Annotated in this window: 17 protein-coding genes; 4 read left to right on the plus strand and 13 right to left on the minus strand. The window is 41.1% G+C overall.

Going from position 1 to position 19,087, the window contains the following annotated elements; all coding sequences use genetic code 11:
* The first annotated feature begins 161 nt into the window (after nucleotides 1–161).
* Nucleotides 162–779: a trimeric intracellular cation channel family protein gene (locus NYE23_RS11405; RefSeq protein WP_341077935.1), complete on the plus strand. Its 618-nt coding sequence runs from the start codon at nucleotides 162–164 to the stop codon at nucleotides 777–779.
* 18 nt (nucleotides 780–797) lie between these two features.
* Here NYE23_RS11405 and NYE23_RS11410 read toward each other — a convergent pair whose 3' ends face one another.
* The 3 genes from NYE23_RS11410 to NYE23_RS11420 are packed head-to-tail and all read right to left on the minus strand — an operon-like array spanning nucleotide 798 to nucleotide 3,684.
* Nucleotides 798–2,078, minus strand: coding sequence for a TRAP transporter large permease (locus tag NYE23_RS11410; protein WP_264737270.1), 1,281 nt, complete (start codon nucleotides 2,076–2,078; stop codon nucleotides 798–800).
* A 19-nt stretch (nucleotides 2,079–2,097) separates the two neighbouring features.
* Nucleotides 2,098–2,670, minus strand: a complete 573-nt coding sequence (locus tag NYE23_RS11415; RefSeq protein WP_341077940.1) for a TRAP transporter small permease — start codon at nucleotides 2,668–2,670, stop codon at nucleotides 2,098–2,100.
* 18 nt (nucleotides 2,671–2,688) lie between these two features.
* A complete protein-coding gene (locus NYE23_RS11420) occupies nucleotides 2,689–3,684 on the minus strand; it encodes a TRAP transporter substrate-binding protein (RefSeq protein WP_341077941.1) in 996 nt (331 codons plus the stop codon).
* A 415-nt stretch (nucleotides 3,685–4,099) separates the two neighbouring features.
* On the opposite strand from NYE23_RS11420, the gene NYE23_RS11425 reads away from it, so the two are divergent.
* Both NYE23_RS11425 and NYE23_RS11430 read left to right on the plus strand, forming a co-directional pair.
* Nucleotides 4,100–5,164 carry a YeiH family protein gene (locus NYE23_RS11425; RefSeq protein WP_341077942.1) on the plus strand — a complete coding sequence of 355 codons (1,065 nt, stop codon included), beginning with the start codon at nucleotides 4,100–4,102 and terminating at the stop codon, nucleotides 5,162–5,164.
* Between the two features lie 157 nt (nucleotides 5,165–5,321).
* Complete coding sequence (locus NYE23_RS11430; protein WP_341077944.1) at nucleotides 5,322–6,017, plus strand: FadR/GntR family transcriptional regulator; 696 nt, start codon at nucleotides 5,322–5,324, stop codon at nucleotides 6,015–6,017.
* A gap of 67 nt (nucleotides 6,018–6,084) precedes the next feature.
* Here the strand turns inward: NYE23_RS11430 and NYE23_RS11435 are convergent, their stop codons facing one another.
* The 8 genes from NYE23_RS11435 to miaA form a co-directional block, all read right to left on the minus strand.
* Entirely contained in the window at nucleotides 6,085–7,170 is a 1,086-nt protein-coding gene (locus tag NYE23_RS11435; RefSeq protein ID WP_341077946.1) for an Ldh family oxidoreductase, read from the minus strand.
* Nucleotides 7,171–7,242: 72 nt separating this feature from the next.
* Nucleotides 7,243–8,400: a UxaA family hydrolase gene (locus tag NYE23_RS11440; RefSeq protein ID WP_341077947.1), complete on the minus strand. Its 1,158-nt coding sequence runs from the start codon at nucleotides 8,398–8,400 to the stop codon at nucleotides 7,243–7,245.
* A gap of 2 nt (nucleotides 8,401–8,402) precedes the next feature.
* Nucleotides 8,403–8,747, minus strand: a complete 345-nt coding sequence (locus tag NYE23_RS11445; protein WP_341077949.1) for a UxaA family hydrolase — start codon at nucleotides 8,745–8,747, stop codon at nucleotides 8,403–8,405.
* Nucleotides 8,748–8,860: 113 nt separating this feature from the next.
* Nucleotides 8,861–9,811 carry a hydroxyacid dehydrogenase gene (locus tag NYE23_RS11450; RefSeq protein WP_341077951.1) on the minus strand — a complete coding sequence of 317 codons (951 nt, stop codon included), beginning with the start codon at nucleotides 9,809–9,811 and terminating at the stop codon, nucleotides 8,861–8,863.
* A gap of 322 nt (nucleotides 9,812–10,133) precedes the next feature.
* Nucleotides 10,134–10,367 (minus strand): glutaredoxin family protein, encoded by a 234-nt coding sequence (locus NYE23_RS11455; protein WP_341077953.1) that lies wholly within the window; start codon nucleotides 10,365–10,367, stop codon nucleotides 10,134–10,136.
* 71 nt (nucleotides 10,368–10,438) lie between these two features.
* On the minus strand, nucleotides 10,439–11,389 hold the full coding sequence (gene spoVK, locus NYE23_RS11460; RefSeq protein ID WP_341077955.1) for a stage V sporulation protein K: 951 nt from the start codon (nucleotides 11,387–11,389) through the stop codon (nucleotides 10,439–10,441).
* A 419-nt stretch (nucleotides 11,390–11,808) separates the two neighbouring features.
* Entirely contained in the window at nucleotides 11,809–12,042 is a 234-nt protein-coding gene (gene hfq, locus NYE23_RS11465) for an RNA chaperone Hfq (RefSeq protein WP_035330690.1), read from the minus strand.
* Between the two features lie 27 nt (nucleotides 12,043–12,069).
* Entirely contained in the window at nucleotides 12,070–13,032 is a 963-nt protein-coding gene (gene miaA, locus NYE23_RS11470) for a tRNA (adenosine(37)-N6)-dimethylallyltransferase MiaA (protein ID WP_341077957.1), read from the minus strand.
* A 274-nt stretch (nucleotides 13,033–13,306) separates the two neighbouring features.
* Here miaA and mreBH point away from each other — a divergent pair, with 274 nt between their 5' ends.
* A complete protein-coding gene (mreBH, locus tag NYE23_RS11475) occupies nucleotides 13,307–14,314 on the plus strand; it encodes a rod-share determining protein MreBH (protein WP_341077960.1) in 1,008 nt (335 codons plus the stop codon).
* 198 nt (nucleotides 14,315–14,512) lie between these two features.
* Here the strand turns inward: mreBH and mutL are convergent, their stop codons facing one another.
* A complete protein-coding gene (mutL, locus tag NYE23_RS11480; RefSeq protein ID WP_341077962.1) occupies nucleotides 14,513–16,438 on the minus strand; it encodes a DNA mismatch repair endonuclease MutL in 1,926 nt (641 codons plus the stop codon).
* Between the two features lie 18 nt (nucleotides 16,439–16,456).
* Nucleotides 16,457–19,057 (minus strand): DNA mismatch repair protein MutS, encoded by a 2,601-nt coding sequence (mutS, locus tag NYE23_RS11485; protein ID WP_341077963.1) that lies wholly within the window; start codon nucleotides 19,055–19,057, stop codon nucleotides 16,457–16,459.
* Nucleotides 19,058–19,087 lie beyond the last annotated feature (30 nt).

Below are 19,087 nucleotides of genomic sequence, written 5' to 3' on the forward strand. Positions count from 1 at the left end.
CTAATCTCACCGCTAATCATAGGCTTTTGCACCAATACATAAAAAAAGGTTGTATTTCTATTTTTCCGTGTTAAAATCATATTGTTTGGAAAGAATTTACGTTTGTTCTTAAATTGGACAAAAATAGATATAGAGATTTGCATCATGAGGAGAAATGGCATATGACATGGGAAGTTTTAAGTATGATTGGCACTATTGCCTTCGCTGTCAGCGGTGCAATTGTTGCCATGGAAGAAGAATATGATATTTTAGGTGTATATATCCTCGGGATTGTTACTGCTTTTGGCGGCGGGGCCATCCGAAACCTGCTAATAGGCGTTCCAGTCTCTGCCCTCTGGGAACAGGGGTTATTTTTTCAGATTGCCCTTTTATCCATCACAGCAGTAATGCTGTTCCCGAACAACCTGCTCAAACACTGGCAAAAGTGGGGCAATTTCACTGACGCAATCGGATTATCCGCATTTGCCATCCAAGGAGCATTGTACGCAACTGAAATGAATCATCCTTTAAGCGCTGTAATTGTGGCAGCAGTATTGACAGGAAGCGGCGGTGGAATAGTCCGCGACCTTCTTGCAAGAAGAAAACCGCTTGTATTACGATCTGAAATTTATGCTGTCTGGGCTATCCTTTGCGGCTTCGCAGTCGGACTCGGAATCGCCTCAGCACCGTTTGAACTTTATGCTTTGTTTATCATCATTACCGCTTTGAGGGTTTTATCTTACACATATAATTGGAAGCTTCCCGTTAAGAGTCTGGGGACAAGCAAAAGCATCGGCTAGCCGATGCTTTTTTAATATTTATAGGGTTGTTAAAAACATTGATATCGCAGGGAAATAAGTAATAATAAATAAATCAAAAACCATTACTGCAATAAAAGGAATTACAGCCTTGATTAATTTATCGTAGGAAACATCGGCAATTCCCTTCACAATAAACAAATCCAATCCAACTGGAGGAGTAATTAAACCGATTGATAAGTTTACAACCATAATTAATCCGAAGAAGACCGGGTCAATTCCTGCTCCTAGAGCTATCGGTAGAAGCAATGGCGTAAGGATTGTAATCGCTGCAGATGCATTCAGGAAGCACCCTGCAATAAAGAAGATAATATTGAAGATAAATAGTATCAGATATTTATTTTCTGTTGCGTTCATTACAAGCTGTGCAAGCTGCTGTGGAATTTGTTCAGCCGTTAATAACCATCCGAATAAATTTGCCCCAGCTATAATAAAGACAACCATGGCAGACATTTTTCCTGCGTTAATAAACGCTTCCGGTATATCCTTCCAATCCATATCTTTATAAACAAACTTATTAATGATGAAAGCATATGCAGCTGCTACTGCACCAGCTTCAGTAGGAGTAAAGATCCCTCCCCTTATGCCGAAAATAATGATTAGCGGCAAGAGCAAAGCCAGTATCCCTTCATATAAAGTTTTCCGGAATGTTGTGAATTCGAATGTTCTTTTTTCCTCAGAATAATTGTTTTTCCTGGTTAACCAGTAATTTAACATCATTAAAGACAACCCTATTAATATCCCGGGAATGATGCCTGCTGTGAACAGGTCCCCTATGGAAACTCCCGCAGTTACACCATATACAATCATCGGAATGGACGGAGGTATTACTACAGCGATTGTACCCGCACTTGCAACAGTGGCAGCTGCAAATCCTTTATCATATCCCTTTGACTCCATCATAGGTATCATCATTTTACCTACAGCTGCTGTATCTGCAGCTCCTGAACCGGATATACCTGCAAAAAACATACTTGTTAAGGTTGAAACCTGGGCAAGACCTGCCCTTACCCAGCCCACAGCGGCAAAAGCAAATGCCGCTATTCTTTTGCCCATGCTCCCTGACATCATAAATTCCCCTGTAAGCATGAAGAATGGAATTGCCAGCAGCGGAAAAGAATCAACTGATGTTATCAAACGCTGTGGAACCACTTCAAGAGGAATGTAATATATGCTTGATATAAATCCGGAAATGGAAGCTATAATTAAAGAAATTGCAATTGGCACACCCAGAATCATTAATAAAAACAATACAGCCAATACAATTATTGCTACTGTCATCAATTTCCCTCCCTTTCAACTAACCCATATTTGTATTTTGGGGTTCTGCTTGAACAACTACTCTTTCATCTCTTTTTGCAGTGCGCAGTTCCAAAATATTGACCGATGAGTGAACAAAACAAACAATTGAACTGACCAGGACTGCTCCGTAAATAAAAGTCATATTCAGTCCAAGCGAAGGAGAAATCTGCTGAACAGAAAACTTCAATATTTTTGATCCATAAACAATGAGAAACAGAAATAATGCACTGTTAATACATTCGACCAGCAGCATTACTATACTTTTCCATTTTTCAGATAAATAATGATGGAGAATTTCTACTTGGGCATGCCCTTTGCTTTTATATACGATTCCGATTCCTAAAAAAACGATCCAAACAAACATGTACCTGATAAGTTCTTCAATCCAGGTTAAGTTAAAAATACTGAAGTCTACAAAAGGGAGTATACTTTTTGCAATCGCACTTTGGAGAATGTATCTTGAAAATACCTGATACACTGTGGAGATAAAGGCAATGACAAAAAACAAGATAACAATATTTCTGGATAACTTATCCGCTTTGTCACTCAATTTTGCGAAAAATTCACTCATTTCCAACACCTCCGTCCTTTATTTTAAGCTTTCTATCTTATCAAACAGATCTTTTCCTATCGTTTCTTCATATTCATCATAAACTGGCTTTACTGCTTCTCTAAACGAGTCTAAATCCGGATTCTCTTCAATTTCTATCTCCGTTTTTTTAAGGTCCTCCAGCAGTTTACTCTCATCCTCCGATGCTATTTTGCGTTCATAATCAACTGCTTCTTCAGAAGCTTCAGATACTGCCTTTTGCAGTTCTTCAGGCAATGTGTCATATGTTGTTTTACTCATAAGAAAAACTGCAGCATCATAGTTGTGGGCAGTTAATGTCAAATAGCTCTGCACCTCTTGAAATTTATTTAAGTAGATTTGCGCAAGCGGATTTTCCTGGCCGTCGACCACTTTCTGTTCCAGAGCAGTATATAGTTCACCGAAAGGGACAGGAACTGGTGTTGAACCAAGGGCTTTGATGAATGAGATGTATGGAGGTGACTCCTGAACCCTCAACTTTAAATTCGATGCATCGGCACTTGTCTTAATAGGTTTCTTATTATTTGTCATATGCCTCCAGCCATTCTCCATATACCCGAGGTTGATGAGGCCCCTGTTCTCTAAATCAGAAGCGATCTCTTTGCCTATCTCCCCATCCAGGACCCGAAAAGCATGCTCCCTGCTTTCAAATAAATATGGAAGATTAAGCAAATTAAATTTAGGGGCGAAATTTGTTACCGGTGCTACTGACCCTATATGAAAATGAATGGAGCCAATTTGCGCACCTTCAATTTGGTCTCTTCCATTTCCTAATTGGCTGCTTGGAAATATATCGATTCTTATCCGCCCATTAGATTTTTCTTCCACCAGCTCTTTAAACTTCAATGCTCCTTTGTGATAAGGATGAGTTTCCGTTTGAAGATGGCCCAGTCTCAAGACATATTCTGCATCCGGCTCTTTTCCATTAACATTGCTGGAGCAGCCGCTCACAAATAATAACAATAGGATTGATAAGATGGACAGATATACCCTCATATAATACGCCTCCCGCACATTATTGTAAGCCCTTACAAATACATGAATAAAAACTGCTAGGATTCCCCTGATTTACTGCCGCAAAGGCAACATTAATAAGTTGTTAATATTGTTAAATGAATAGACTAAATTGATTTTCCCCTTAAAATTCCTCCTTTTTATTCACTATCCTGCTGATCTATTAAAATTTTATTATGGAATGACTATTCTTCAAGGAGATTACTCTATTTATGGTACAGTCACCCAACCACTATTCATATTCTATTTATAATTTTCTAAAAAATCAATACTTTCTAAATTTTTTTCTTTAATTTTTATATTTTTCTTGATAACCCTTTTTAAAAATGCTTAAATTAAATTACATTGGTTGGGTCTCCTAACCACTAGACCAATTCTATGAAAAGGAGGCAGATTATTGAGTAATGCTGGAGCAACAAAAATGCATAAAACAAAAACAGTTCCCTTTCACTCCAGAAAAAAAATAAAAACCTTAAAGCTGCAGAAGGGCTGGTTAAAAGGAGTTTTTCTAACTTCAATCCTTGCTGTATTAGCTGGTTCAATAGCGAAATTGCCTGTTTTTTCAGTAATGGGAATTATGATTGTGTCCATACTGCTTGGCATGATCTGGAAAGGAATAATGGATGTGCCAGATGAAGCATCTGCCGGGATTACTTTCAGCAGCAAGACTCTTCTGCGGGCAGGAATTATTCTGATGGGATTAAGACTCAATGTTGAACAAATCTTTGCTGCTGGCTTTTCTCTTATTATTGTCGATATCATTGTAATCGTTTTCACTCTTGTCCTTATGATGTATATCGGAAAACTTCTTTCGGTCGACCGCCATTTATCAGCACTTATCGCAGTTGGAACAGCAATATGCGGTGCAGCTGCCATTGTTGCTGTTGCCCCGCTAATTCGGGCTAAGAATGAGTTTACTGCTATCTCCGTTGCATTTATTGCCATTATGGGTACTATTGTGACTATCATTTATACTTTTTTGTTCCCTGTACTGGGGTTAAACCCATATGATTATGGAGTTTTAACAGGGGCAACCTTGCATGAGCTTGCGCATGTCATTGCAGCTTCAGCCCCAGGAGGAGCTGTGAGCAGTGATACTGCCCTTCTCGTAAAACTGGGACGTGTAGCATTATTAATTCCTGCAGCAATTATACTTGGATTGATATTTAATAAGAACAGCTTTAAGAAACAGAAAACCAGATTCAGAGATTTGCCGATTCCCTGGTTCATCTTCGGCTTTCTGTTTATGTGCCTGGTTAATACTGCTGGAATATTATCTGATAGAATGACCCAAATGCTGATTGCACTAAGTATCTTTTTATTATCTATGGCCATGGCAGGCTTAGGTTTGGGAGTTAATTATTCTGAATTTAAAAAGTTAAACAGCAAGGTGATTTTTACCGGAACTTTCGGAGCTGCCACTTTAGCAGCATTGGGATTTTTAATCGTTTATATCATTTAAAGCTGCCTATGAAGGCAGCTCTATTTACCTTTTTAAGAAAATTAAGACAGCGGTGTTGATTACTTGACTCGTTAATGATTTAATAAAATAGGTTGGGCCATTGAACCATTCTTCCTATAAAAGAAGCCCATCAGTAAATTTGCTTGGAGGGGTTTATTTGGACATTAATAGAAAAGGGATTTCGGAGCAGGTAGCCGATAGTATAAAGAAAAAAATCCAAAATGGCATATACAGAGCCGGTGAAAAAATTCCAGGTGAAAGAGAAATGGGAATGGAGCTTTCTGTCAGCAGAAATACAGTAAGGGAAGCCTATAAAATACTCGAAGCATATGGGTATTTAACAGCCAAACACGGAACAGGGGTCTTTGTAGCTTCTCCTGAGCAGCAGATACAAAAAATGACTGAAGCTTTTTTTGTCTCTTCTGATCAATTTAAGGATTTCTTCTCCGTCAGAAAAATTCTCGAGGAATGGACAGTAAAATGGTCCATAGAGAATTCAAGCCCGGATCTTATTCAGCAATTAGAAGTAATCCTAAAGGAAGCAAACGATATTGTAAGCGGTGACCAGGATTTTGACCGTCTGGCTGAGTTGGACCATAAATTCCATATGACACTTGCAGATCATTCAAATAATGTGGTTTTAGTACGAATCATGCACTTTTTAATCGATCTTCTGTCAGAGTCACGTACAAAATCCATTAACATTCCGGGACGTGCTTTAAAATCTGTCCAGGAGCACGAAAGGATTCTTGAAGCCATAAAGCAGAACAACATTGAGTTGGCTCAAGAACGTATGATAGACCATATTAAAAGTGTTGAATGTTCGATTACTCAGAATACATTATCCAACTAAAAAAGCTGTTATGGTGTTTATATCCTTCATCCAATTGGATGGGGGAATAATCACCATACAGCTTTTTTTAAAGAGAAAGACTTTTACTGGAATGATTAAGTGACATTGCCTCAGGAAAGGGAGTATTGAAATTCTCCCCCAATTCTTTTAATTCCTGTTCAACATTGCCTGATAATTCAATTCCTGTTAATCGCCTGCTGGCACTATCTCTTTTTCTTCTTTCTCCCGGATAACGTATTTCACTTACATCCGGTTTTTTGGGAACTTCTTTCATTTCCTGCAGCAAGTGTTGAATGGAAGTAAAGAATATTGATAAATCCATAAATTTCTCAATATCTAATAATAAAAAGAAATGCCCAACATTTGCATTCTCTGTTTCACTGTCATCATAAAGATTTTTTACATGAGGGCCAAATGCCCCTCCTGAAAGCACACCAGTTAATATCTCAACCGCGAGTGCAAGTGCAGCTCCTTTTGCTCCTCCCAGAGGCAATACTGACCCTTTTAAAGCAGCCGCTGGATCCCTGGTTGGATAACCTTCTTCATCAATTGCCCAGTCATCTGGTATTTCAGTCCCCTGTTTTGCGGCCAGTATGATTTTTCCTCTGGCCACGATACTAGTTGATAGATCAATGATTACAGGCTGATCATTGCCAGTTGGAAAGCCAAACGCGATTGGGTTGGTACCAAAAAAAGCTTCCTTCCCTCCCCAGGGTGCAATCCCTGGCGGGGAATTAGTAAAGCCTAGGCATGCAAGATTCTGCTCGCAAGCCATTTGGCAAAAATACGAAGCAGTCCCAAAATGATTGCTATTACGAATTGCAATTGCTGCAGTGCCATTTTCTTTTGCAGCTTCTACGCCTTCTCTAATTGCCTTCCAGCTGACTACATGGCCCAGACCATTATCACCATCAACCAGCAGCACGGATGGGGCTTTTTTAGTGACTTTAATATCCGGATTGACATTTATTCTTTTATCCATGAATCGTTTGGCATAAATGGGGAGCCTGCTGATCCCGTGGCTATCCGTTCCTTCTAAGTTTGCTTTTACTAGTGAATCCGCGACAACTTCGGAATAATCTTTGCGCATTCCCATTTTCCCAAGAACTTTTTCACAGAATCCCTTTAAATCCGATTCATTATATGTGTTCATGTCTAAACTCCTTTTTGTACTTTCTTTAAAAAAGGATTCTCCCTGCTCAAAAATGTGCAGGGAGAAATTGAATCAGGCGCTTCGGTATAGTTTTGTCATGACAAATTCACGATGTCCTAATGCCTCAGCACTGGTCAAGCGGCCATTTACTGTACGGCAGATAACTTCCATTAATTTGTCGCCTGCTTCTTCCAGGGAAATCTGACGGGACAATAATCCCTGTACATCTACATCAATATGCTCGCTCATTGTTCCAGCTGTTATGGGGTTTGCGGTAATTTTCACAACAGGCTCAATTGGATTTCCGATAATATTACCCTGCCCTGTTGGGAAAAGGTGCAGTACTGCTCCGCCTGCTGCCATTAAAGTAATGCATTCTGCAGCTGCTGAAGAAGTATCCATAAAATATAAGCCATTGCCATTCTCTGGCTTTTCTGCCGGATCAAGTACCCCGATAACTTCCTTCGTGCCCGTTTTGGCTATATTACCGAGAGCCTTTTCTTCTATAGTTGATAGGCCTCCTGCAATATTTCCCTGAGTTGGCTGGGATCCAAGCAAATCTACTCCTTTGGATTCGATTTCACCAACATAATCTTTATAAATAGCCATAAACTTTTCATGAAGTTCAGGCGTTGCCATTCTTTTTGCGATTAAGTGTTCCCCGCCAGTCAATTCAGATGTTTCTCCAAAGAATACCGTCGCACCGGCATCAACCAGGCGGTCAACTGCCTGGGATACTGTAGGGCATGATCCCAGCCCTGTAGTTGTATCCGATTCCCCGCACTTGATGCTGATCGTTAAATCTTTTAGTTCAATTGGCTCTCTCTGCAGTTCAGATGCCCATTGAACATACTCTTTAGCTTTCCATGATGCTTGACGGATTGTTTCAAAATCACCATTTCCCTCGATAGAAAAATAGGATACTGGTTTGCCAGTTTCGGCAATACCTTCCGCGATTTTCTTGGACCAGTTTTCTTCAATGCCGATGACAATAACCGCTGCCACATTTGGATTTGAGCCAGTTCCTATCATAGTTCGGAAATGCAGATCAAGGTCTGGTCCATACTGGAGTCTTCCATATGCGTGAGGAAGGGCCATCGTTCCTTGGACTTGTCTTGCAACAGCCTCACAGGCAGCATTTGAAATATCATCAACAGGCAAAATGATGACGTGATTGCGTATTCCAACTTTTCCATTTTCTCTGCGGAAACCCATTAGTGTATTATTCATTTTTACCACCTCGCCGTTTTAATATTATGAGTATGGACATAATCTCCTACAGTCCATTCTGTTGTAGTTAACCCAATTTGAATTCCGTATTTTAAGACTGGCTGATTACTATTTAAGTCCACTAATGAAATTTTATGCCCTAAAGGAATATCCCCGCGGGACTTTACAGACACCTCAGAATTATCATCCATATAGATTCCGATAACCTGTTCTCCTTCTTTTATCGGACTAGTCGCTACCCCTACATGATCTCCCTTATGATGAATTAAAAACTTATGTGTGCTAACCTCTTTAGATTCAGGAGAATGCGTATCTGCAAGAGTTGTAGATTGACTGTTATTACTCATTCAATTGCCTCCTTTTAGACTTGGTTGGGTGACCCAACCACTGTTTATAAGTTAATTAAACCACTCCTAAATTGTTAAGTCAATTATTTATTTAAATTTTCGGAAACTTTTTTTTAAATTACACATAATGACGGCTGGTTTTTCATAACCTTTGCTACTTCCTTTGCCACCAAAAGGGAAGTTCTCATTTGTGATTCTTCAGTTAGACCAGCAATATGCGGAGTAATGACAGCATTCGGGCAAGCCAATAGTTTGTTCGATGGGAGGATTGGTTCTGTCTCAAGCACATCCAGAAACGCTCCTGCAATCGAACCATTGGTCAAAGCAGCTGCAAGATCACGTTCATTTATAATACCGCCCCTGGATGTATTAATAATATAGGAAGAAACCTTCATTGTTTGAAGTTCTGACTCGGAGATTAAATACTTGGTTGAAGGTGTAAGCGGAACATGTAAGGAAATAAAATCAGATTCAGCAAAGAGAGCTGCTAATGATTCTCTTATTTGAACCCCAGTTTCAAAAAGGATGTGATCATAATCCGCAATAAAGGGATCATAACCAATCACTTTCATCCCAAAAGATATTGCTCTTTTGGCAACGCGATGGGAAATCTCACCTAATCCTATAAGGCCCAGTTTTTTACCATAAAGCTCCAATCCAGTGTATGTTTTTCTATCCCAATTGCCTTTCCTGACATCATAATCAGCAAGATGAAGAGGCCGGGAAGCACTTAGCATGGCCATCATCACATACTCGGCCACCGATGTAGCATTAGCATTCTTAGCATAAACAACTGGAATTCCCATTTTTTTTGCTGATTCTCTGTCTATATTATCAAGGCCGACTCCAAGCCTGCCTACAACCTTTAATTGTGTACCAGCTGCCAATAATTCCTGATCTGCATTTGTTTGATTTCTTACAATTAAAGCATCATAATTTCCGATTTTACTTAATAATTCTTCACGATTCCTCCATAGATTCTCGTCATAATCAACTTCATAGCCATTATTTATTAACTCTTCAATTCCTTCTTTCCATATTAATTCAGTAATTAGGATTTTCATTTCTCAAACTCCTTCCAGAATAAAATGGTTAGGTGACCCAACCAGTTATAATTATTAAAACACCCTCAGAGAAACTGGTCAATGTTTTTTGAAAATTCTTTCTTTAAAATAAAAAACATCAGATTATCTGATGTCAATTTTTGATATTAAAGAAAAACAGAATCACAGTTCAGATGTTATTTGCAGGTTTAAGCTGTTTGTTTGCAAGTTCATGCACTTTCTTTGCAAGATTCCCTATTTGTTTGCAAATACAGGTACTTTATTTGCAGAGTTCACAATTCCATTAAAAAGGCCTGCTCAATAACGAGCAGGCCCCTCTACATTATTGCTTTACATTCGCCATAATCGTATTCGGATCAAAGCCAATGACCCATTTGCCATTCACATTAATTTGAGGAACTCCCATTTGGCCCGTGGTTTCAACCAGTTTTTGTGCCTCTCTCTGGTCATTCTGGACATTAACCTCTTTATACTCCAGCCCCTGCTGTTCAAGGAAGTTCTTCACCATAGTACAGTACGGACAAGTATCGGTAGTATAAACTGTAATTTCATTCACTTTACATTCCTCCTCCAGTAAAAAACAATGTCAATGTTCCTTGACACTGTCTTTTTTATTACAATATCCCCTTAATCAGCTTCTTCAAACACCAAATCATTGCTCCTGATGGTCATCAGATCATGTTTGTCATAGCTGTTTTGCATTAACAGGCGCATGGCCTGAGCTCTTATTGATTTTTCAAGGATGTTTCTGATGTAGCGCCCGTTTGAAAAGCTATTGGGGCTGAGATTGGTTTTTACGAAGTGCAAGTGCTCCCTCAGCTTCTTTTCGGATTCGTGACTTAAAGTATACTCCCTTTCCTTTAGCATCTTCTGCCCAATTTCCATCAGCTGCTCTATCGAGTAATCAGGGAAGTCAACAACAAGGGGAAAACGGGAATGAAGACCCGGATTCAGCGTCAGGAAATGATTCATTTCTCTAGAATAGCCTGCCAGAATCAGGATAAAGTCATGCTGCCGGTCTTCCATATGCTTGACGAGGGTGTCAATGGCTTCCTTGCCAAAGTCTTTTTCTCCGCCTCTTCCTAATGAGTACGCTTCGTCAATGAAGAGAATCCCGCCTATCGCTTTTTTTACCAGATCCCTTGTCTTTTGGGCAGTATGGCCAATGTATTCACCAACAAGGTCGGCCCGCTCTGCTTCAATCAGATGCCCTTTTGACAGCACATTCATTTTTTGAAAAAGCTTTCCTATTAATCGGGCAACCGTTGTTTTACCTGTGCCGGGATTTCCTTTGAACATCATATGCAATGCTTGCTTTCCAGCTTTGAGACCGGCTTCTTCCCGCTTTTTATTCACATAAATCCAGGCATAAATCTCCTTGATCATTTTCTTCATTTCTTCCATTCCCACAAGAGCGCCAAGTTCTTCTTCAATTTCTTTGAGAGCTGTATGCTCAGCCGGAATGACTTTTGGAGCCGCTTGGGATTCGGGAAGCTCTTTTGGGTATGTTTTACGCTTTTGTGAATTGAGCACGATGCTGATCTGTCCGTTATTTTTCAGACGAATCGGCTGGTCCAAAAGCTATCACCTCACATTCTTAGCACAGTATACGCATAGAAGTAATCGTTGTGACAAAAGCCTATATGCATCCGCGAGATTACGGTTATTAGGCTAAAATACGACATGTTCCCGTCCATTTCGGCAATCAATGATGCAAAAGTGTCGGTTCATGCGGTTTCCCGAGAAATAAGGTGAAACTTCCATCAGCTATGGCTATACTCCGTTTCAGCACGACACAGAGTAATTAAGCCGCTCATAATGGACAAGGGAAAGGAGCCCGCAGTCAGCTTCCCCTCATAGAAACAATAAATTCCCATACCTATATGTATTCAGATAGCGTCCATTTCATTAAATGTTTTTGCCTTTCTTATCGCTCTGGCATAAGAAAATAGCCCGCTTTATTCAAAGCGGGCTATTCTTCCTTACTGTGTTATATTCTATTGCTGGTTTTCTAAATCCAACTGAACATTGCGCTGGGGGACGAATGTTGAAATCGCATGCTTGTAAACAAGCTGCTGCTTTCCTTCTGATTCAAATAGTACAGTAAAATTATCAAAGCCTTTAATACAGCCTCTAATTTGGAATCCGTTTAATAAGAACACGGTACAATTCGTATTATCCTTGCGTAGCTGGTTGAGTACCTGATCTTGAATATTGATTGCTGATTTCATAATAATCCTCCTCTTTTATCTCTATCATTATGTATTCGATTTTATTTTCAGCTTTCCTTCAATATGAGCAGAAATTTCAGCGAATTTTTTTTCAAACTCATGAGGATCGACTGAATCGGACATATCAAACCATTCCACATTCATCTTGTTTCGAAACCATGTCAGCTGCCTTTTTGCATATCTTCTTGAATTTTGCTTCAGATTTTCTACAGCATCCTCGAATGAAACACGCCCATTAAAGTAATCATACAGCTCTTTATACCCGATGGCCTGAATAGACTGGCAATCCATTAATCCATTATCAAAAAGGGATCTAACCTCTTCCAGCAAGCCCTCCTGCATCATGATATCGACTCTCTGATTTATGCGGTCATATAAGGTTTCCCGATCCATAGTTAAGCCAATCAGTGCCATATCATATAGAAGTTCCGGGTTTTGTTTTTCCTGATACTGGGACATCGTTTTACCTGTACAATGGTAAATTTCCAACGCCCTGATTACTCTTCGAATGTTATTGGGATGTATTTTTTCTGCGCTTTCAGGGTCTATCTCCAAAAGCTCCTCATAAATAACATTGTTCCCTTCCCTTTCGGCGCGTTCCTCCAAGATTTTTCTGAATTCCTCATCTGAAGGCGCATCTGAAAATTGGTAATCATAAATAACAGATTGAATATACAATCCCGTACCACCAACAATTATTGGAAGTTTGCCTCTAGAAGTGATCTCTGTGATTTTGCTTCGGACCAGTTCCTGAAATTCAGCTGCTGAAAAGGACTCTTCGGGATTTTTGATGTCAATTAGATGATGCGGAATCCCTTCCATTTCTTCTTCTTTAATTTTTGCCGTGCCAATATCCATTCTTTTATAAATTTGCATGGAATCTCCGCTGATGATTTCGGCATTAAATCTTTTTGCCAGAAGAATGCTTAATTTTGTTTTCCCAACAGCTGTAGGGCCAATCAGCACTGCAAGCTTTTCTTTTTCACTCATCTGTTCACTGCCTTTACTGCCATTCTAATTTTATCCTACCATAGGACAGGAAAATTTTTCAGGTATCATCTTACCATTCTTTTCATAAAAACAGAACATTTATGCATTATGAACCACTTTCAGGTTTCTTATTCGACAAGTTTCCTAAAATTTTCTTATAAAATTACATTTTATTAACGATTCTATAACAATCAAAGGTTAACCCACAAAATCGTGTTAATTTATTAGAAGGTTATATTGTGACAATATAAATTTGAAAATAGGTGAAGAATTCATGTTAAATACATCTGAAATTGGAATAGACTTAGGAACTGCTAATATTCTTGTATACAGCAAAACAAAAGGCATTATTCTCAATGAACCTTCAGTAGTAGCAATTGATACAGAAACGAAAAAAGTGTTAGCTGTTGGTAAAGAAGCAAAGGAAATGATCGGGAAAACACCAGGCCGCATCGTTGCCATCCGTCCTCTAAAAGACGGGGTAATTGCAGACTATGACACAACAACCGAAATGCTTCGCCAGGTTATGCGAAAGGCTTCTAAAAAAGTCGGATTCGCCATCAGAAAGCCGAATGTCGTTGTATGTACCCCTTCTGGTTCAACAAGTGTTGAAAGAAGAGCCATCCATGATGCTGTCCGCAATGCGGGAGCGAAGAAGGTACATCTGATCGAAGAACCTGTTGCAGCAGCAATTGGTTCAGGTATGCCTGTCGATGAGCCTGTTGCTAACGTAGTCGTTGACATTGGCGGCGGTTCAACAGAAGTGGCTATCATCTCTTTCGGAGGTGTTGTAGCCTGCAATTCGATCCGCATTGGCGGGGACAGACTTGACGATGATATCATTCAATATGTGCGTAAAGAATACAACGTCCTGATTGGAGAAAGAACAGCCGAGCAAATTAAAATGGAAATTGCCTACGCGCTGATTGACCATGAAGAACTGACAATGGAAGTGCGCGGCCGCGACCTTGTTACCGGCCTGCCTAAAACTATTACATTGTCTTCCTATGAAATCCGCGATGCAATCAAAGAATCATTGCTTCATATTCTTGAAGCAATCCGTGCAACCTTAGAGGACAGCCCGGCTGAACTTAGCGGAGACATTGTAGACCGCGGTGTGATCCTTTCCGGCGGTGGTGCCCTTTTAAACGGCATGCAGGAATGGCTTTCTCAGGAGATTGTTGTGCCAGTTCACCTTGCCCCTAGCCCGCTTGAATCTGTGGCAGTCGGAACAGGAAAAGCGCTGCAATTTATTGATAAGCTGCATACAGCGGTAAGATAACCTATAAGAAGAGCATTCATTTTGCGGAATGGATGCTTTTTTGTTTTGTATAATGATGATTTGAACGACTTATGGTTTCTTATGAGCGAAAAACAATTTTATGGGCAAAACGTCTTTTAGTTCAGTTTAGTTAACATAACATAATTATCGTCTATAATTAAAAAACGCCGAACCAATCTGGTTCAGCGTCATTTCTTTCTACATTACCCTCTTAAACATTTTCTCCATCTCATAAGTGGAGTAATGAATAATGATAGGCCGTCCATGCGGGCATGTGAATGGATCGGATGACCTCCGCAATTCATCAAGGAGCGCCTGAATTTCATCAATGCGCAGGTGCTGATTCGCTTTAATAGATGCTTTACAGCTCATCATGATGGCTGCTTCCTCGCGCAGTTTTTTTATATCGACTCTCTTCATCGCTAAGAGCTGTTCAATCATATCTTCAATGATTTCCTGTTCCTCGCCTTTTGGAAGCCATTGAGGATGGGAACGGACGATAAAGCTGTTATGTCCGAACGACTCCAGAAATACCCCCACTTTTTCAAGCTCAGCTTTGTATTCATCGATTTTGATATAATCATCTGTTGAGTATTCAAAGGTAAGCGGAATGAGCATCTCCTGCAATTCGCTTTCAACCTGGCCCACTTTCTCCCTGAAATACTCGTACTTAATACGCTCCTGTGCGGCATGCTGATCAATGATATAAAGGCCTCGGTCATTCTGGGCAAAAATATACGTCCCATGCATTTGCCCGATCGGATAAAGCGGGGGTACACGCGATGGCTCCTCTACTGTGGCAGTCTCAGCGAAAAATTGTTTCAGTCCTGCAGCTCTCGGCTCTTCGGACTGGAATATGTGCGGATCCGCTTGAGGCAATTCTTCTGATGAAGGGCTAAAGTCCATGGAAGGTGCATCCTGCAAGTCAGGAGCTTTCGCTGCTTGCAGCTCGGCAGGAGGACTTTGCGAGCTATGAAGAACTGCTCCGTCCGGATACTGCCGAAGAACAGCCTCTTCCCTCGTTTCACGCACAAAAGAAGGCACCTGCTCGCGTTGCTCCGGCAAATGATCCAGCTCAAGAGCTGTCTGTTCCGATTTAGGCTTCAGGCTTTTCGGCTGTGTAAACCCGGAAGGAATCAGTTCCTCTTTTTTAAATGCTGCTTTTAATGCTCCAGATACCAGATCATTTAATTCATGCTCCTTGCTTAAGCGCACCTCCATTTTCGACGGATGGACGTTCACATCGACAAGAAGCGGGTCCATCTCAATATTAAGGAGCACAATCGGGTAGCGGCCGATTGGCAGCAGTGTATGATACCCCTCCTGAATGGCTTTGGCTAATGAGTAATTCTTGATGAAGCGGCCGTTGATCATAGTAGAAATGTAGTTCCTTGATGCCCTTGTAATCTCCGGCAATGCTGCATAGCCGCTGATTTTAAAATCGAGTGAGCTCGCTTCAATCTGAACCATCTTTTTCACGATATTTAGCCCATAAATAGCTGCAAGCACCTGCCGGACATCCCCGTTTCCGTTCGTCTGCAGGAGCTTCCGCTCATTATGAATCAGGCGGATGGCGACCTCCGGATGGGCAAGTGCCAGCCTATTAACCACATCTGTTATATTGCCAAGCTCTGTGTGGATCGTTTTCATATACTTGAGCCGTGCCGGGGTGTTGAAAAATAAATCCGTTACAGTGAGGTCAGTCCCTTTCCTGCCGGGTGCCTTTTCCATCACGTCCACTTTTCCGCCTTCGATGACAACCCGCGTGCCCGCATCGCCTGTTGAAGTCTTCATCTCAATTCTGGAAACCGATGCAATACTGGGCAATGCCTCGCCGCGGAATCCGAGCGTGCGGATGCGGAAAAGGTCATTTTCGTCTTTTATTTTACTGGTAGCATGGCGATGAAAGGCATTCAGGACATCATCTTCCTCAATGCCATCGCCATTATCAATGATGCGAATTTTAGCCAGGCCGGCCTCTTCCACTTCAATTTCAATAATCGTGCTTCCGGCATCAATCGAGTTCTCCATCAATTCCTTTACTACTGATGCAGGCCGCTCCACCACTTCGCCGGCAGCAATCTTATTTGAAAGCGAATCATCCAGCTGAATGATTTTCCCCATCTCGTCGCCCCCTGTTTATTAATTCTTCAATTTCCTATGCAGCTCATATAATAAATTTAATGCCTGCATTGGCGTCATATCCAGGATATCAAGCGCTCTGACTTTATCAATGATCTTCTTTTCTTTAGTGCCTATTGAAGGTTTCTTCACGTCTTCAGGCTCCTCAAAGAAGGATAATTGCGCAGCAGGCTCTGCAATCTTTTCTGTAGCAGGAATCTCTTTTTTCACTGGATGAGGGTCGTTCGATTCCAGCCCTGTTAAAATTTCATTGGCCCTGACAATCAGTTCATTCGGCAGCTCCGCAAGCTGGGCAACATGGATTCCGTAACTCTTATCTGCTGCTCCTTCCTTAATTTTATGAAGGAACACAACCCGTCCATTTTGCTCAACAGCGCTGACATGGATGTTTTTCACTTTTTGCAGTTCTTCTTCGAGCACGGTCAATTCATGGTAGTGGGTGGAAAACAAGGTCTTCGCACCAATCCGGTTGTGTATATATTCGATGATTGCCTGCGCCAAAGCCATTCCATCATAAGTAGATGTTCCGCGCCCGATTTCATCAAATAAAATTAAACTATTCTGCGTGGCATTCACAATCGCATTTCTCGCTTCAAGCATCTCGACCATGAACGTACTCTGGCCGGAAATAAGATCATCAGCGGCGCCAATTCTCGTAAATACCTGATCGAAAATAGGGAGCACTGCTTCAGCAGCAGGCACATAGCATCCGATTTGCCCTAAAATCGCAGTCAATGCGATTTGACGCATATACGTACTTTTACCGGACATATTTGGTCCGGTAATCAGCAGCATTTCCCTGTCCGCATCCATATAACAGTCATTTGGCACATATTCCTGTGCGTTCAGCACCTTTTCAACGACTGGATGGCGGCCGTCTTTTATATAAACTCGTCTTTCATTTGAAAAACTTGGCTTTGTATAATGTCTCTGTTCGCTGACAGCGGCGAAGCACTGAAGAACATCCAGCTCACTAACCGTTTTCGCCAGCTTTTGCAATCTCGGAATATATTCTTTTACATATTCGCGGACATTCGTAAATAATTCATACTCGAGCTCCACACACTTTTCCTGCGCTTCCAGTATGAGTGCCTCTTTTTCCTTCAATTCAGGCGTAATAAATCGCTCCGCATTGGTAAGGGTCTGCTTGCGCTCATATTGCCCTTCCTGAAGAAGGTGCAGATTGGCGCGGGTTACTTCGATATAATAGCCAAACACACGATTAAAACCGATTTTTAAAGATTTAATGCCCGTTTTTTCACGTTCCTGCTTCTCTAGCTGGGCAATCCAGGTCTTCCCGTTTCGGCTGGCATCGCGATAATTATCAAGCTCTTCATGATAGCCGTCCTGAATAATGTTTCCATCCTTCAAAGACAGCGGCGGATTTTCCATTATGGCGCTTTCCAAAGTATCCGTGACTTCTTCACAGGAATCCAGGCGCTCAGCAAGCCTCGCTGCTTCCTCATTCGGCAGCTTTGAGACCATTTCTTTTAAAATAGGTATCTGTTGAAGAGATTTCTTCAGCTGTACAAGGTCGCGTGCATTTACATTTCCAAAAGCGACTCTTCCTGCAAGTCGTTCGAGATCATAGACTTCTTTAAGCTTTTCCCGGATTTCTTCCCGTTCAAAGAAAGAGCCTATCAGCGTTTCAACCAATGAATGACGTCGCTTGATTTCCTGTTCATCTATAAGCGGCCTGTCGATCCATTGCTTTAATAGACGTCCTCCCATGGCTGTCTTTGTTTCATCGAGGAGCCACAACAGCGAGCCTTTCTTGCCTTTGCTGCGGATGGTCTCTGTCAGCTCGAGATTCTTTTTTGAGAAATAATCGATTTTCATGTATTGATTTACTTGATAAGTCGCCACTGTTTGCAGGTGATCCAGACTTCTCTTCTGCGTGCGGTACAGGTAATTAATTAATCTGGAAGATGTTCTCCTTAGCTTGTCCTGATTTAAATTACCCAGAAGTCCTTCAAAGGAGTCCCGGACTCCGCAATCATCCTCGAATGAAATCGCCATGACAGAGCGTTCTTTCATTCTCCTCTGCCATTCCCCATCAAAGTCGGAAGAGATGACCACTTCCTTTGCTCCTGACATGGACAGCTCGTTCAAAACCTCATCAAACCCGCTGCTTAACATCGTTACCTTCGTCTCACCTGTGGATAAATCATTGGTGGCAAATCCAAAGGTTTCATCTTCAAAAGCAGTAATCGATGCAATGTAGTTGTTTTCTTTTTCCTGAAGACCTTTGCCCTCCATCATAGTTCCAGGCGTGATAAGCTGAACGACTTCCCGCTTCACAACGCCTTTTGCCTGTTTTGGGTCTTCTGTTTGCTCGCAGATTGCGACTTTGTATCCTTTTTCAATCAATTGTTCAATATAAACCGGTGCAGAATGATATGGCACTCCGCACATGGGAATACGTTCTTCCGTGCCTCCCTCGCGGCTGGTTAAAGTGATTTCAAGCTCCTGTGATGCTTTAAGTGCATCGTCAAAAAACATTTCATAAAAGTCGCCAAGGCGAAAAAATAAAAAGGCATCCTGATATTCTGCCTTTACCCGTAAATATTGCTGTATCATAGGCGTGTATGCTGCTGCCATAAATTCCTCCAACGATCCATAATCTATTAT

The sequence above is a fragment of the Cytobacillus sp. FSL H8-0458 genome, assembly GCF_038002165.1.
GTDB lineage: Bacteria > Bacillota > Bacilli > Bacillales > Cytobacillaceae > Cytobacillus.